Source organism: Streptomyces sp. NPDC014991, from assembly GCF_043080665.1.
Classification (GTDB): domain Bacteria; phylum Actinomycetota; class Actinomycetes; order Streptomycetales; family Streptomycetaceae; genus Streptomyces.
This window is the reverse complement of record NZ_JBIBVY010000038.1, coordinates 1-14,541: the sequence shown is the minus strand read 5'-3', so window position 1 is coordinate 14,541 and position 14,541 is coordinate 1. Positions and strand designations below refer to the sequence as shown.

11 protein-coding genes, 5 tRNA genes and 3 pseudogenes are annotated in these 14,541 nt (G+C 71.6%); 9 read left to right on the top strand and 10 right to left on the bottom strand.

Annotation, left to right across the window (positions count from 1 at the left end; translation table 11 throughout):
* Positions 1 to 126 precede the first annotated feature (126 nt).
* Complete coding sequence (gene leuD / locus ACF1BE_RS34195) at positions 127 to 720, bottom strand: 3-isopropylmalate dehydratase small subunit (protein WP_392202881.1); 594 nt, start codon at positions 718 to 720, stop codon at positions 127 to 129.
* Between the two features lie 2 nt (positions 721 to 722).
* Entirely contained in the window at positions 723 to 2,150 is a 1,428-nt protein-coding gene (gene leuC, locus ACF1BE_RS34190) for a 3-isopropylmalate dehydratase large subunit (protein WP_392202880.1), read from the bottom strand.
* A 206-nt stretch (positions 2,151 to 2,356) separates the two neighbouring features.
* Here leuC and ndgR point away from each other — a divergent pair, with 206 nt between their 5' ends.
* From ndgR to ACF1BE_RS34165, 5 genes and pseudogenes are all read left to right on the top strand, one after another.
* The gene (ndgR, locus tag ACF1BE_RS34185) at positions 2,357 to 3,073 is read left to right on the top strand and encodes an IclR family transcriptional regulator NdgR (protein WP_356822533.1); all 717 of its coding nucleotides are present in this window, start codon (positions 2,357 to 2,359) and stop codon (positions 3,071 to 3,073) included.
* Positions 3,074 to 3,602: 529 nt separating this feature from the next.
* Positions 3,603 to 3,989: pseudogene (locus ACF1BE_RS34180) on the top strand (DNA-binding protein); the annotation flags it as partial.
* Positions 3,988 to 4,338, top strand: a complete 351-nt coding sequence (locus ACF1BE_RS34175; protein ID WP_392202896.1) for a hypothetical protein — start codon at positions 3,988 to 3,990, stop codon at positions 4,336 to 4,338. The pseudogene ACF1BE_RS34180 and the gene ACF1BE_RS34175, both read left to right, overlap by 2 nt.
* Entirely contained in the window at positions 4,314 to 4,466 is a 153-nt protein-coding gene (locus ACF1BE_RS34170) for an ATP-binding protein (protein ID WP_392202879.1), read from the top strand. The genes ACF1BE_RS34175 and ACF1BE_RS34170 overlap by 25 nt, the downstream gene beginning before the upstream one ends.
* Positions 4,463 to 5,149: pseudogene (locus ACF1BE_RS34165) on the top strand (response regulator). Before ACF1BE_RS34170 ends, ACF1BE_RS34165 begins: the two are co-directional and overlap by 4 nt.
* Positions 5,150 to 5,627: 478 nt before the next feature.
* On the opposite strand, the gene ACF1BE_RS34160 reads toward ACF1BE_RS34165, so the two are convergent.
* The 8 genes from ACF1BE_RS34160 to ACF1BE_RS34125 form a co-directional block, all read right to left on the bottom strand.
* Positions 5,628 to 5,700: transfer RNA gene (locus tag ACF1BE_RS34160), tRNA-Glu, on the bottom strand.
* Between the two features lie 29 nt (positions 5,701 to 5,729).
* Positions 5,730 to 5,801: transfer RNA gene (locus tag ACF1BE_RS34155), tRNA-Gln, on the bottom strand.
* 21 nt (positions 5,802 to 5,822) lie between these two features.
* A tRNA-Glu gene (locus tag ACF1BE_RS34150) sits at positions 5,823 to 5,895 on the bottom strand.
* 61 nt (positions 5,896 to 5,956) lie between these two features.
* Positions 5,957 to 6,029 (bottom strand) — tRNA-Glu (locus ACF1BE_RS34145).
* A 21-nt stretch (positions 6,030 to 6,050) separates the two neighbouring features.
* Positions 6,051 to 6,122 (bottom strand) — tRNA-Gln (locus ACF1BE_RS34140).
* A 243-nt stretch (positions 6,123 to 6,365) separates the two neighbouring features.
* On the bottom strand, positions 6,366 to 7,847 hold the full coding sequence (gene gltX, locus ACF1BE_RS34135) for a glutamate--tRNA ligase (protein WP_392202878.1): 1,482 nt from the start codon (positions 7,845 to 7,847) through the stop codon (positions 6,366 to 6,368).
* Positions 7,840 to 8,625 (bottom strand): fumarylacetoacetate hydrolase family protein, encoded by a 786-nt coding sequence (locus ACF1BE_RS34130; RefSeq protein ID WP_392202877.1) that lies wholly within the window; start codon positions 8,623 to 8,625, stop codon positions 7,840 to 7,842. Before ACF1BE_RS34130 ends, gltX begins: the two co-directional genes overlap by 8 nt.
* A 327-nt stretch (positions 8,626 to 8,952) precedes the next feature.
* A complete protein-coding gene (locus ACF1BE_RS34125; RefSeq protein WP_392202876.1) occupies positions 8,953 to 9,147 on the bottom strand; it encodes a hypothetical protein in 195 nt (64 codons plus the stop codon).
* A gap of 557 nt (positions 9,148 to 9,704) precedes the next feature.
* On the opposite strand from ACF1BE_RS34125, the gene ACF1BE_RS34120 reads away from it, so the two are divergent.
* From ACF1BE_RS34120 to ACF1BE_RS34105, 4 genes and pseudogenes are all read left to right on the top strand, one after another.
* Positions 9,705 to 13,502 carry a nitrate- and nitrite sensing domain-containing protein gene (locus tag ACF1BE_RS34120; RefSeq protein WP_392202875.1) on the top strand — a complete coding sequence of 1,266 codons (3,798 nt, stop codon included), beginning with the start codon at positions 9,705 to 9,707 and terminating at the stop codon, positions 13,500 to 13,502.
* Positions 13,503 to 13,511: 9 nt separating this feature from the next.
* On the top strand, positions 13,512 to 13,925 hold the full coding sequence (locus tag ACF1BE_RS34115) for a roadblock/LC7 domain-containing protein (protein ID WP_023546525.1): 414 nt from the start codon (positions 13,512 to 13,514) through the stop codon (positions 13,923 to 13,925).
* 111 nt (positions 13,926 to 14,036) lie between these two features.
* Entirely contained in the window at positions 14,037 to 14,435 is a 399-nt protein-coding gene (locus ACF1BE_RS34110) for a DUF742 domain-containing protein (RefSeq protein ID WP_009190816.1), read from the top strand.
* Positions 14,416 to 14,541, top strand: a pseudogene (locus ACF1BE_RS34105) (ATP-binding protein); the annotation flags it as partial. The gene ACF1BE_RS34110 and the pseudogene ACF1BE_RS34105, both read left to right, overlap by 20 nt.

The window sequence follows — 14,541 nt, the reverse complement described above, 5'->3', positions numbered from 1 at the left end:
CAGGAAGGATGCGCGGGGCCGTTCGGGTGCGGACATGGCTGTACCCCCAATCGTGGCGATCGGGGGTACAGGCGGGGTGTTGGGTGGCCGAAACCCGACCCGTTCGGGGGTCCGGGCGGCGCCGGATCAGACCGGGAGCGTCCGGGGCTTGTGGGCGGGCCGCCCGGCCTCGTAGGCGGCGACGTCGGACTCGTTCCGGAGCGTGATCGAGATGTCGTCCAGGCCGTTCAGCAGCCGCCAGCGGGAGTTCTCGTCCAGCTCGAAGGGGGCGGTGATGCCCGGGGCGCGGACCTCACGTGCCTGAAGGTCCACCGTGACCTCGACCGTGGGGTCGGCCTCGGTCAGATCCGACAGCGCGTCCACGGTCTTCTGGTCCAGGACCACCGTGAGCAGGCCGTTCTTCAGCGAGTTGCCCCGGAAGATGTCCGCGAAGCGGGAGGAGATCACGGCCTTGAAGCCGTAGTTCTGCAGTGCCCAGACGGCGTGCTCGCGGGAGGAGCCGGTACCGAAGTCGGGGCCGGCGACCAGGACCGTGGCACCCCGCCGCTCGGGGCGGTTGAGGATGAACTCCGGGTCCTTGCGCCAGGCCTCGAACAGCCCGTCCTCGAAGCCGTCCCGGGTGACCTTCTTGAGCCAGTGAGCGGGGATGATCTGGTCGGTGTCGACGTTGCTGCGGCGCAGCGGCACGGCCCGGCCGGTGTGGGTGGTGAAGGCTTCCATGGTTATCGGACTCCAGCGGGCGTACGGTCGTCGGTCAGGTCGGCCGGGGAGGCGAGGTGGCCCAGGACGGCGGTGGCCGCCGCGACCTGCGGCGACACCAGGTGGGTACGGCCACCCTTGCCCTGCCGGCCCTCGAAGTTGCGGTTGGAGGTGGAGGCGGAGCGCTCACCCGGAGCCAGCTGGTCGGGGTTCATGCCGAGGCACATCGAGCAGCCCGCGTGCCGCCACTCGGCGCCGGCCTCCTTGAAGACCACGTCCAGGCCCTCGGAGACGGCCTGGAGACCCACGCGCGCGGAGCCCGGCACGACCAGCATCCGTACGCCGTCGGCGACTTTGCGGTCCCGCATGATGTCCGCTGCGGCACGCAGGTCCTCGATGCGGCCGTTGGTGCAGGAGCCTACGAAGACGGTGTCCACCGTGATGGTCCGCAGCGGCTGTCCGGCCGCCAATCCCATGTACTCCAGGGCCTTTTCGGCGGCGTGGCGCTCCGAAGCGTCTTCGTACGAGGCCGGGTCGGGGACGTCCGCCGAAAGCGGCGCGCCCTGGCCGGGGTTGGTGCCCCAGGTGACGAACGGCGACAGCTCGTCGGCGCGGATGACCACCTCGGCGTCGAAGACCGCGTCGTCGTCCGTCCGCAGGGTCTTCCAGTAGGCGACGGCCTCGTCCCAGTCGGCGCCCTCGGGGGCGTGCGGGCGGCCCTTGAGATACGCGAAGGTGGTCTCGTCGGGGGCGATCATGCCCGCGCGGGCACCGGCCTCGATCGACATGTTGCAGATGGTCATCCGGGCCTCCATCGAGAGCTTCTCGATGGCGGAGCCGCGGTACTCCAGGATGTAGCCCTGGCCGCCGCCGGTGCCGATCCGCGCGATGATCGCCAGGATCAGGTCCTTGGCGGTGACGCCGTCCGGCAGTTCGCCGTCGACCGTGATGGCCATGGTCCTGGGGCGGGCCAGCGGCAGCGTCTGGGTGGCCAGCACGTGCTCGACCTGCGAGGTGCCGATGCCGAACGCCAGCGCGCCGAAGGCGCCGTGCGTGGAGGTGTGCGAGTCGCCGCAGACCACGGTGGTGCCGGGCTGGGTCAGGCCCAGCTGCGGGCCGACGACGTGGACGACGCCCTGCTCGATGTCGCCCAGCGGGTGCAGGCGTACCCCGAACTCGGCGCAGTTCTTGCGCAGCGTCTCCAGCTGGGCGCGGGAGACCGGGTCCGCGATGGGCTTGTCGATGTCGAGGGTCGGGGTGTTGTGGTCCTCGGTCGCGATGGTGAGGTCGAGGCGGCGGACCCGGCGGCCGTTCTTGCGGAGCCCGTCGAAGGCCTGCGGGCTGGTCACCTCGTGCAGCAGGTGCAGATCGATGTAGAGGAGGTCGGGCTCGCCCTCGGCGCGCCGGACGACGTGGTCGTCCCAGACCTTCTCCGCGAGTGTCCTACCCATCGCTTTCCCTCCGGCCGGCAAACGTCCACCGGCCCAACTAGAGATCTTGAGGAGCGGCGACTGCCCTTCTCGGGGCCCCTGAAGTCGTGATTCCGGGCGTGCACCGCCGGGCCCGTCGGTCTGCGGGCCGCTGTGTGATTCCAGGGTGGCGCGTTCCATGGAAAATTGAACTTGCGTTTCACAGAGTGAGACGCGAGTATCGTTGCATGGACAACAGTAGCGGCGTCGGCGTTCTGGACAAGGCGGCCCTCGTCCTGAGCGCTCTGGAGTCCGGTCCGGCCACCCTCGCGGGTCTGGTCGGGGCCACCGGACTGGCACGACCCACGGCCCACCGCCTGGCCGTGGCCCTGGAACACCACCGCATGGTGGCACGCGACATGCAGGGCCGGTTCATCCTCGGCCCGCGACTCGCGGAACTCGCGGCGGCGGCGGGCGAGGACCGCCTGCTGGCGACCGCGGGCCCCGTGCTCACCCATCTCCGTGACGTCACCGGCGAGAGCGCGCAGCTCTACCGGCGCCAGGGCGAGATGCGGATCTGTGTGGCCGCGGCGGAGCGCCTGTCCGGTCTGCGGGACACCGTCCCGGTCGGCTCCACGCTCACGATGAAGGCGGGCTCCTCGGCGCAGATCCTGATGGCCTGGGAGGAGCCCGAGCGCCTGCACCGCGGCCTCCAGGGGGCCCGCTTCACGGCGACCGCCCTGTCGGGCGTGCGGCGGCGAGGCTGGGCCCAGTCGATCGGCGAGCGCGAGCCGGGCGTCGCGTCCGTCTCCGCGCCGGTACGCGGGCCCTCCAACCGGGTCGTGGCGGCCGTGTCCGTCTCCGGCCCCATCGAGCGCCTGACGCGCCACCCGGGCCGGATGCACGCCCAGGCGGTCATCGACGCGGCCGGCCGCCTCTCCGAGGCCCTGCGCCGCTCGGGCTGACACCTTGGACCGTCCGGTCCGCTCCCGCCGGGGAAGGGCGGCCTCAACGCCGCGGCAGCCCTTCTCCGACGGGACGGACGGACCGGTGGTCCTCCCGGTCAGCCGGACCGTGCGCGCGCCCTCGTCGGGGCGTCGTCCAGGGCTCGCCGGACGTCCTCGGGCAGGCGGGCACCGCTCGCCCCCGCGGCGACGGGGCCGGCGACCGTACGCGGCTTCCTGTCGGTGTGCGGGAGACGTCCTGGTCGCGGGACCGACAGGCTCCGGCGTCGTCCGTACCCCGGTCGGGTCCGGGTGTGAGCAGTTGCGGTACAGCGGTCGTGCCGGTGGAATCTCCGACTGCTGAGCAGGCCGGGACGACAAATCACCGCCGGCGGTCCCGGCCGCGGACTGCGCCCGCCGCGTGACCCGGACGCCCGGCCCGACGACGGTGAGGACGCTCACGCCAAGACGGCGTGAAGATCGCCGGTGGCGGCGTCAAGAGGGCGCAAAGATTCGGGCGCCGCTTCGGCAGGCGCGTTTGCTGCCGGTTGTGTCGATATCGTTCAAGCGGCTGATCGCGGGCCGCCCCCTCAGTAGCGACCGTCTGGGTGAGCAGATGCTGCCCAAGCGGATTGCCCTGCCGGTTTCTGCCAGTGACCCGTTGTCGTCGGTGGCGTACGCGACGCAGGAGATCCTGCTGGTGCTGACGCTGGGCGGACTGGCCTATCTGCACCTGGCGCCGTGGGTGGCGGCCGCGGTGGTGGTGCTGCTGGCCGTGGTGGTGCTGTCCTACCGGCAGGCGGTGCAGGCCTATCCGTCCGGCGGCGGTTCGTACGAGGTGGCCTCGCGCAACCTGGGGCCGTGGGCGGGGCTGGTGGTGGCCTCGGCGCTGATGGTGGACTACGTGATGACGGTGGCCGTGTCGGTGGCGGCCGGTGCTGGAACGCGACCCCGACGGCGAACACCCGGTCGCTGTCGTCGGCAACCCGCCATCAGCTGATCCAACGCTGTCCGCACCGGCCGGGGAGCACCTGCGGCTGATGGCCGACGGCCCGGCCGTCTTCGCCGCCGACCAACGCTTCCTCACCCTGCCGGCCACCGCCGCCGCCCGCGCGCTGCAAGCGGAACGCCTGGCCGCGCAGGCCGCACGCGCACGGGAACTGACCGAGATCGACAAACTGCGCGCAGCCCTGCTGGCCGCCGTCGGCCACGACCTGCGCACCCCGCTCGCCGGCATCAAGGCGCCGAGCTCCTGGCCACCGTGGACGCCTCTGCCGACAAGATGAACGACCTGGTCGGTCTGGGCCTGGCCATCGCCCGCGGCTTCACCGAAGCCATGAACGGCACCCTCACCCCCACCGACACCCCCGGCGGCGGCCTGACCATGACCCTCACCCTCCCCACCACGCCATGACCCGCATCCTCGTCGTCGACGACGACCCCCACCTGCTGCGCGCCCTGACCATCGCCCTGAACGCCCGCGGCTACCGGACCAACGCCGCTCCTGATGCCACCAGCGCCCTGCACGCCGCCGCCACCGCAGCCCCCGACCTGGCCGTCATCGACCTCGGCCTGCCCGACCTCGACGGCATCGACGTCATCGAAAGCCTCCGCGGCTGGTCCACCGCCCCGATCATCGTCCTGTCCGCCCGCCACGACGAGACCGCGAAGATCAACGCCCTGGACGCCGGCGCCGACGACTACGTCGCCAAACCCTTCGGCATGGGCGAGCTCCTCGCCCGCATCCGCGCCGCCCTACGGCGGGCCCCCCCCGCCGACGAACAGCCCCGGATCGTCACGGCCGCCTTCACCGTCGACCTGGCCGCCAAGCGCGTCACCACCGCAGCCGGCGAGATCCGCCTCACCCCCACCGAGTGGCACCTGCTGGAGATCCTCGTCCGCCACCCCGGGCTTCTGGTCAGCCAACGTCAGCTCCTGCAAGAGGTCTGGGGGCCCCGATAGGAGAAGGAGACCAACTACCTGCGCGTCCACCTCGCCAACCTCCGCCGCAAACTCGAACCGGAACCCTCCCGGCCCCGCTACCTCATCACCGAACCCGGCATCGGCTACCGCTTCACCCCCGACACCCCTGCCTGACCGCGCGGCCACCACCCGGAACCGGCGACGGCGCATGCCACCTGCCCCCACCCGGACACGCACGCCCGCGCCCTGTCCCACGACCGACAGCGACAGCCCGAGACGTCCGGCAGGAAGGTCGCGCAGGTCCGGCAGGGGGCCCCGGGTACGGAGGCGGGAGCGACGTCCTGGACCGCGTCGATCGGCTCCCGGGCGACCCGGGCCCGCAGGGCGTGAGCGTCCCGCTCCGCGTCTCCGCCACCCGGCGGCGGGCCCGGCATCACCCTCCCGCGCGCAGCCGGCCCTCGACCGGCACATGCGGTCGCGCGGCGTCAGTGGGCCCGCCCGGCCCGCTCCGGTGCGACCCGTCACATGCCGTGCGCGCCCCGGCCGCCGGGGCGGGTACGACGGGGGCGCGGAACCAGTCGTGGTCCGCGCGGAGTTACGGCGGTGGAAACGGCGAAGGCCCTCCACCGAAGTGGAGGGCCTTCCCTTTACGTACCCCCGACCGGATTCGAACCGGCGCTACCGCCTTGAGAGGGCGGCGTGCTAGGCCGCTACACAACGGGGGCCCTGGATCTTACGTTTCCGCAGATCCGAGCTGGTCTACCTGGACTCGAACCAAGACTAACTGAACCAGAATCAGCCGTGCTGCCAATTACACCATAGACCAATGATGGTTTAGACCAGTCAGTACCCCCGACCGGATTCGAACCGGCGCTACCGCCTTGAGAGGGCGGCGTGCTAGGCCGCTACACAACGGGGGCCCTAGCGATCCTGCGTCGAGGTCAGCGGGAGCGACCCGGCTGTCCTCGCGGGAAGGATCTGTACCCCCGACCGGATTCGAACCGGCGCTACTGCCTTGAGAGGGCAGCGTGCTAGGCCGCTACACAACGGGGGCTTTGCAGATGAGCTCTGCGAGCTGGCCTACCTGGACTCGAACCAAGACTAACTGAACCAGAATCAGTCGTGCTGCCAATTACACCATAGGCCACTGGAACTCAAGCCCTTGCGGGGATCTCGTTCTAGCGTGCTCCGTGAGGTTCCGGCCTTCCGGCCCGCTCCCCTCGGCGCAGGAAGAACATTACCCGAAGGTGGACGGGGCTCCAAAACGGGTATGCGCGCGGCCCCGGCGAGGGACGTTCCGGCACGGCGGCGGGGGCAACGGACGTCCCTGCCGACGACGAAGGGGCGGCGCCCGGAACCCCGGGTGCCGCCCCTGCCGTGGTCCGCCCGGTTACGCGAGCTTGGCCAGCGCCGCGTCGATCCGGGCCAGCGTCCGCTCCCTGCCCAGGATCTCCAGGGACTCGAAGAGCGGCAGGCCGACGGTACGGCCGGTGACGGCCACGCGGACCGGCGCCTGCGCCTTGCCGAGCTTGAGGCCGTGGGCCTCACCGGCGGCCAGGACGGCCTCCTTGAGGGACTCCGCGGACGTCCAGTCGGCCGACTCCAGCTTCTCGCGGGCCGTGCGCAGGAGGGCGTCCGAGCCCTCCTTCATGGCCTTGGTCCACGACGCCTCGTCGAAGACCGGCTCCGCGAGGAAGAGGAAGTCGACGTTGGCGGTGATCTCCGAGAGGACCTTCAGCCGGCTCTGGGCGTGGGGGGCGATCGCCTGCCACTTGGCCTCGTCGAAGTCCTCCGGCGCCCACGGGGCGAACGGCGCCCGCAGCCACGGGCGGCAGCGCTCGGCGAACTCCTTCACCTCCAGCATGCGGATGTGGTCGCCGTTGATCGCCTCGCACTTCTTCAGGTCGAAGCGCGCCGGGTTGGGGTTCACGTCGGCGATGTCGAAGGCCGCGACCATCTCGTCGATCGTGAAGATGTCCTTGTCCGCGGAGAGCGACCAGCCCAGCAGCGACAGATAGTTGAGCAGGCCCTCGGGCAGGAAACCCTGCTCCCGGTAGAGGTTCAGGGACGCCTGCGGGTCGCGCTTGGAGAGCTTCTTGTTGCCCTCGCCCATCACGTACGGCAGGTGGCCGAAGGCGGGGGTCTGCCGGGCGATGCCCAGCTCGGTCAGCGCCCGGTACAGGGCGATCTGGCGCGGGGTGGAGGAGAGCAGGTCCTCGCCGCGCAGGACGTGGGTGATCTCCATCAGGGCGTCGTCGACCGGGTTGACCAGCGTGTACAGCGGGGCGCCGTTCGCGCGGACGATGCCGTAGTCCGGCACGTTCTCCGGGGTGAAGGTCAGCTCGCCGCGGACCAGGTCGGTGAAGGTGATCGGCTCGTCGGGCATCCGGAAGCGGACGATCGGGGTGCGGCCCTGGGCCTCGTACTCCTCGACCTGCCCGGCGCTCAGGTCGCGGCAGTGACCGTCGTAGCCGGAGGGCCTGCCGGCGGCGCGGGCGGCCTCCCGGCGGGTGTCCAGCTCCTCCTGGGAGCAGTAGCAGTGGTAGGCGTGGCCGGCGTCCAGGAGCTTGCGGGCGACGTCCCGGTAGATGTCCATGCGCTGCGACTGGCGGTACGGCGCGTGGGGGCCGCCGATCTCGGGGCCCTCGTCCCAGTCGAAGCCGAGCCAGCGCATCGCGTCGAGCAGCTGCTGGTAGGACTCCTCCGAGTCGCGGGCCGCGTCGGTGTCCTCGATGCGGAAGACCAGGGTGCCCTGGTGGTGCCGCGCGAACGCCCAGTTGAACAGGGCGGTTCGGATCAGGCCCACATGGGGGTTACCGGTGGGCGAGGGACAGAAACGGACGCGTACGGGGGAGCCGGGTGCGCTAGCCACGCTTGACAACCTTGTTGGTGAGAGTGCCGATGCCTTCGATGGTGACGGCGACCTCGTCGCCGACGTGGAGGGGGCCGACCCCCGCCGGGGTGCCGGTGAGGATGACGTCGCCGGGGAGCAGCGTCATCGCCTCGGAGATGTTGACGACCAGGTCCTCGATGGAGTGGAGCATCTCACTCGTACGGCCCAGCTGGCGCTGTTCGCCGCCGACCGTGAGCTGGATCGTCAGGTCGTTCGCGCGCTCCAGGTCCAGGTCCGTCTCGACCCAGGGGCCGAGCGGGCAGGAGGTGTCGAAGCCCTTGGCGCGGGCCCACTGCTTCTCGCGGCGCTGGACGTCGCGGGCGGTGACGTCGTTGGCGCAGGTGTAGCCGAAGATCACGTCCTTGACGCGCTCGCGCGGCACCTCGCGGCACATGCGGCCGATGACGACGGCCAGCTCGGCCTCGTGGTGGAGTTCCTCGGTGAACGGCGGGTACTGGATGTCGTCGCCGGAGCCGATCACCGAGGTGGAGGGCTTGAAGAAGGCGAACGGCGCCTCGGGCACCTCGTTGCCCAGTTCACGCGCGTGGTCGGCGTAGTTCCGGCCGAACGCCACGACCTTGTTGGGCAGGACCGGCGGGAGCAGTCTGACCTTGGCGAGCGGCACCTTCGTGCCGGACAGCTCGTAGTCCGCGAACGGGATGCCCTTGATGATGTCGAGGACGAGTTCGTCCTGCTTGTCGCCCTCGACCGCGCCGAAGGCGACGTTCCCGTCGATGGAGAACCTGGCGATGCGCACGGGATCCTTGCGCCCCTCACTGAGAACCGGCGTACTGACGCCTCAGGTTAACCGGTCGGAGGGCCGCGCGTTCGGCCGGTACGACGGCCGACCGGGCGTTTTCCGGCCGTGGGGACCGGCGTGGAGGAATGCGATTTCGGGGGTTTTCCCGCAGGTCAGGCGCGGGGGGCGGGTCCGGCGGGCGGGAATGGGCCGCGGTTTGCGGGGGCGGTCGGCAAGGCGCGGGGAAAAGCGCGCGCGTGTGAATGGGATACGCCGGGAAATAGCCGAGCGCGGCCGGAGGGACCGTCGTGCGATCCGTCCGGCCGCGCTCGGCGGGACTGTCGGCTACGCGCCGGCCGGGGCGCCGGCGCCGGCCGGGATCTCCATGAGAACCGTGCGCCGGGGGTTGGCCGTCTGGGCGGGGAGGTCGACCGTGTGCTCCGGCAGCTCGGGCGTGGCCAGGTCGCCGGCGTCCTCGAGGTGCGCCAGGGTCGTGCGCCGCGGGTTGGCAATCGGGCGGAACATCATCGTCGTCTTCACCGTTGTCGTCCTGTGCCTCTGGTCGGAGTGGCCGCTCTTGTAAAGCGTCAGGCTAAACATCCGATTCCCCGCCGAAGGTGCCGACCGCGCCCGACATGCCTGTGAGTTTGCTCACGAACTCACGGGCAAACCGGTCAATTCCGGCTGCCAACCCGGCTTGACGAAACGGACATTGACCCCCTGAAGCCACCATTCCGCTCCTGATCATGGCGACTGGGACACCTCGTACCCAGCGGCGACTCGCAGCGGTACGCCCGGTTTGTTCCGAGATCGACCCCACGGCCGGTAACCCACCCCTCACAGCCCGTCACGTAGGTCACAGCTCGGCCCACTGCCCTTGTTGGAGATCCTGCACTGTGCTGGAATTCCACGGACCGCCGCGGGATCGAGCCGGTGCAGAGGGCGCTACGCAGCGCCGAGCGGCGGCGGGACAGGGGGGAACCAGCGCCGGTCACTCAAGACCACCCGGGGGGCGTATTCAGGGCGCTCTCCACGACGCCGACACCGTGTCCCTCCGTTCACGCGGAGGGGCGCCTGGTCCAGAGGTTGCGACGCTAGTGCAGGGACGTTTCAAGAGGGATGGCAGCGCTTCGGCGGAGCCGGAGTCGCACGACGGGACTGGCCCCATGAAGGGCAGCTCCTCGCCCCAGCACGCCCACAGCCAGGGCCCGGGCCCGTCCGGAGGCGGCGGTGAGCGTGGCGGGCGCCCCGGCGCGCCGGCCCCGTCGGGCGCCACCACGGCGGCGTCCGCGGGCAACCCCGCACCGGCGGCGAAGTCCACGCAGGCCCAGAGCGCCGGTTCACGCCTGGCCCTGCGCAACTGGCGCATCTCCACGCGCCTGGTGTCGCTGCTCGCGCTGCCCGTGGTCGCGGCGACCTCGCTGGGCGCGCTGCGCATCGACCAGAACATGAACGACATCCAGCAGCTCGACAACATGAAGCTGCTGACGGACATGACCAAGCAGGCGACCGAGCTGGCCGCCGCGCTCCAGGACGAGCGCGACCAGTCCGCCGGCCCCCTGTCGCACGGTGGCCTGAAGACGAACGACTACCAGGTCAAGGCCTTCCAGCAGAAGACCAACCGGGCCCGCGACAACTTCCTGGACGCCTCCGAGCAGATCGACGCGGCCAGCAAGGACGGCAACCTCCAGGGCGTGCGTGACGCGCTCGTCGGTCTCGCCAACCAGCTGGACGACCTGGCCAAGATCCGCGACAAGGCGTACGCGTCCAAGGACAACGCCACCCAGACGGTCGAGTCCTACCACCGGCTCATCACCCAGCTGATCGGCCTCTCCCAGGACATGGCCGAGGCGTCCAGCAACCCGGAGATGATCTCGCGCACCCGCGCCCTGGCGGCCTTCTCCACCGCCAAGGAGTACGCGTCCGTACAGCGCGCCATGATCGCCGCCGCGCTGCCCGCGACCACCGCGACCAAGGGCGACCTCTCCGAGAACGACCGCCTCTACGGCCAGTCGGCCTACGAGAGCGAGGGCTCCGAGCTGGCGATCTTCCGGAAGATCTACGCCAACCAGGACGCCGAGCTGCTCCTCCAGCCGATCGACGACGGCAACGCGACGATCAAGACGGCCGACACCTACGCCAAGCGCTCCTTCGAGTCCCCGGACGGCCTCCAGCAGCTGCCGGCGCGTTCGTACCGCGACTGGGTGGACGCCAGCTCCACCAAGCTCGAGCAGATGAAGAAGATCGAGCACACGCTGCTCGAGGAGATGGAACAGAAGGCCCGCGAGCTGAAGAGCGCCACCCAGCGTGACGCCATCATCTCCGGTGCGCTGATCCTGCTCGTGCTCGGTGTGTCGCTGGTCGGCGCGTTCGTCGTGGCCCGGTCCATGATCCGGTCGCTGCGCCGGCTCCAGGAGACCGCGACGCGGGTCGCCCAGGACCGGCTGCCCGAGCTGGTCAAGCAGCTGTCGGAGGCGGACCCGCAGGACGTCGACACCTCCGTGGAGTCGGTCGGTGTGCACTCCCGGGACGAGATCGGCCAGGTGGCCGCGGCCTTCGACGACGTGCACCGCGAGGCGGTCCGCCTCGCCGCCGAGCAGGCCCTGCTGCGGGGCAACGTCAACGCGATGTTCACCAACCTCTCGCGCCGCTCCCAGGGCCTGATCCAGCGTCAGCTGTCGCTCATCTCCGAGCTGGAGTCCCGCGAGGCCGACCCGGACCAGCTGTCCTCGCTGTTCAAGCTGGACCACCTCGCCACCCGCATGCGCCGTAACGGTGAGAACCTCCTCGTCCTCGCGGGTGAGGAGCCCGGCCGCCGCTGGACGCGTCCGGTGCCGCTGGTCGACGTGCTGCGTGCCGCCGCGTCCGAGGTGGAGCAGTACGAGCGCATCGAGCTGGCCTCCGTGCCGACCACCGAAGTGGCCGGCCGCGTGGTCAACGACCTCGTGCACCTGCTCGCCGAGCTGCTGGAGAACGCGACGTCGTTCTCCTCGCCGCAGACCAAGGTCAAGGTCACCGGTCACGCGCTGCCCGACGGCCGGGTGCTGATCGAGATCCACGACACCGGTATCGGCCTCTCCCCCGAGGACCTCGCGGCGATCAACGAGCGGCTCGCCGCGCCGCCCACCGTGGACGTCTCCGTCTCCCGCCGCATGGGTCTGTTCGTGGTCGGCCGCCTGTCGCAGCGCCACGGCATCCGCATCCAGCTGCGCCCCTCCGACTCCGGTGGTACGACCGCGCTGGTCATGCTGCCCGTGGACGTCGCCCAGGGCGGCAAGAAGCCCGTCCCGGGCAAGCCCGGCGCGCCCGTGTCGAGCGGTGGTCCGGCCGCCGCGCAGGCAGCCGCCGGTGCGGCCGCGGCCCGGCGTGCGAACGGCAACAACGGCGGTGCCCTCGGCGGCGGCCCGGCCGGTGGCGGTCTGCTCGGTGCCGGTCCCGGCCCGCGTGGCCAGGTCGGTTCCGCCCAGGGTCCCCGGGCCGCGCTGCCCGGCGCGGGCCAGGGCGGGCGTCCCGGTGCGCCGGGCGGAGCGCGCGGACCGCAGGGCGGTGCCGGTGCCCCGCAGCAGGGCCGGCAGTCCGCCAGGCCCGCGGCCGCGTTCGAGCAGGGCACGCCCCCCGCCGCCGGGTCCGGCGCGGGTGCCTTCGGCGGTCAGACGCCGGGCGCCCCGCAGGGCCTCCAGGCCGCGAACCCGGGCGGTCCGCAGCAGGGCGCCTTCGGCGGCCGCAACGCGCAGCGGCCCGCCGGCAACGACCAGAGCCGCCAGCCCCAGCTGCCGCCGCGCGGCGGTCCGCGGGCCGAGCTGCCCGGCGGTGCCCCGCAGCCCCGCACGTCCGACTGGGGCGCCTCCCAGGCCCCGCTGTCGCGTGCCTCGCTGGACGCCCCGCGCGGCCACGACGAGCAGGACCCGGCGCAGACCGCGCCCATGCCGCGCGTGGACGACCGGCAGGGCCCGGGCTCGGCCACCGGCACGGGTGAGTACACGCGCCCGGAGCTGCCCGACGCTTCCGGCTCCGCCGCGCACACGGGCCAGTTCGCCCGTCCGGACACCGCGCAGCAGCCGGGCCGGTTCGCGCGTCCCGACGCCGGCCGGCAGCCGGGCCGATTCGACGGCCCCGGTGGCCCGCAGGGAACCGACCCGTTCGTCCGCTCCGACGTGTTCGGCACGTCGGCGGGGCCCGCGCGGCAGGACAACGGCGACCGGCACACGGGTCAGTTCCCGGCCCCGCAGGCACCGCAGACCCCGCAGGCGCCGCAGGGATTCGACGGCGGGTCCACCGGGCAGCACGCGCTGCCGGGCCGCCAGGACCCCTCGCAGACCGGGCAGTTCGAGCGCCCGCAGCCGGCCGTCCGGGACCAACTCGGCGCCCCGCGCCCACCGGCTCCGCAGCAGCGTCCGGTGCGCCAGGAGCCGCAGCAGCGTCCGGTCCGCCATGAGCCGGAGGCGCTGCCGCCGGCCAGTGGACCGGGTGACGGCCGTACCCCGCTGTACGACACGCTGGAGACCAACTGGTTCCATGGCACCCAGCAGCAGGAGAACGCGCCCGCGCCGCAGCAGCCGCAGGCACCCGCCCCGGCTCCCCAGCGGTCCGCCTCGAACACCGGTTCCTGGCGCACCTCGCCGAACGACGAACTCGTCCGGCAGGCCGAGCGCGTACGGCAGCCCGCCGCGGGCGGGATCACCACCTCCGGCCTGCCGCGCCGCGTGCCCCGGGCGAACCTCGTCCCGGGGACCGCACAGCAGCAACAGCACCAAGCCGGTCCGCAGGTCTCGCGTGCGCCTGACGACGTACGCGGCCGGCTGACCAATCTTCGTCGGGGCATCGCTCAGGGCCGTCAGGCCGGCAGCGGCCAGACCGGCAGCTACCCGAGCCCCACTCACCAGCAGGAGCGTTAGTTGAGTCCGATGAGCCAGGCGGCACAGAACCTGAACTGGTTGATCACCAACTTCGTGGACAACACCCCTGGGGTGTCCCACACAGTGGTGGTCTCCGCCGACGGCCTTCTGCTGGCGATGTCCGAAGGGTTCCCGCGGGACCGCGCCGACCAGCTGGCGGCCGTCGCGTCCGGGCTGACCTCGTTGACGGCCGGGGCATCCCGGATCTTCGAGGGCGGCACCGTGGCGCAGACGGTCGTCGAGATGGAACGCGGGTTCCTCTTCCTGATGTCCGTCTCGGACGGGTCGTCCCTCGCGGTTCTGGCCCACCCCGAGTGCGACATCGGCCTCGTCGGCTACGAGATGGCACTGCTCGTCGACCGCGCGGGTGCGGTACTCACCCCGGACCTGCGCGCCGAACTCCAGGGCAGTCTGCTTCACTGACCGCCCCCGGCACCACCCACCTCACGAAAACACCGTCCGGCCGCCACAATCCCCCCACCGGCCCCGTCAGACGGCTTGACTGACCGACTTGCTGTCCCGCCCGGAGGATTCATGACCCCGCCCACCGCTCATCATGATCCGTACGCGGAGCCGTACGGGGACGAGGGCGACCAGCCGCTGGTAAGGCCGTACGCGATGACCGGCGGCCGGACCCGGCCGCGGTATCAGCTGGCCATCGAGGCGCTGATCAGCACCACGGCCGATCCGGCAGCGCTCATGGGACTGCTCCCTGAGCACCAGCGCATCTGCCACCTGTGCCGCGAGGTCAAGTCGGTCGCGGAGGTCTCCGCGCTGCTGGCCATGCCGCTCGGAGTGGCCAGGATCCTGGTCGCCGACCTCGCCGAGGCCGGCCTGGTCGCCATCCACCAGCCGGGTGGCGACGAGAACAACGGCGGCGCTCCTGATGTGACGCTGCTCGAAAGGGTGCTCAGTGGACTTCGCAAGCTCTGACACGGGTCGGGCCACCACCTCCGCGAAGATCGTGGTGGCGGGCGGCTTCGGCGTGGGCAAGACCACGTTCGTCGGCGCCGTCTCGGAGATCAACCCGCTGCGCACA

Excerpts from the sequence above, each read along its gene's own strand:
- ndgR (WP_356822533.1), top strand. The coding sequence starts at position 2,357 with ATGGACAACAGTAGCGGCGTCGGCGTTCTGGACAAGGCGGCCCTCGTC.
- leuC (WP_392202880.1), bottom strand. The coding sequence starts at position 2,150 with ATGGGTAGGACACTCGCGGAGAAGGTCTGGGACGACCACGTCGTCCGG.
- ACF1BE_RS34110 (WP_009190816.1), top strand. The coding sequence starts at position 14,037 with ATGACCCCGCCCACCGCTCATCATGATCCGTACGCGGAGCCGTACGGG.
- leuD (WP_392202881.1), bottom strand. The coding sequence starts at position 720 with ATGGAAGCCTTCACCACCCACACCGGCCGGGCCGTGCCGCTGCGCCGC.
- ACF1BE_RS34115 (WP_023546525.1), top strand. The coding sequence starts at position 13,512 with ATGAGCCAGGCGGCACAGAACCTGAACTGGTTGATCACCAACTTCGTG.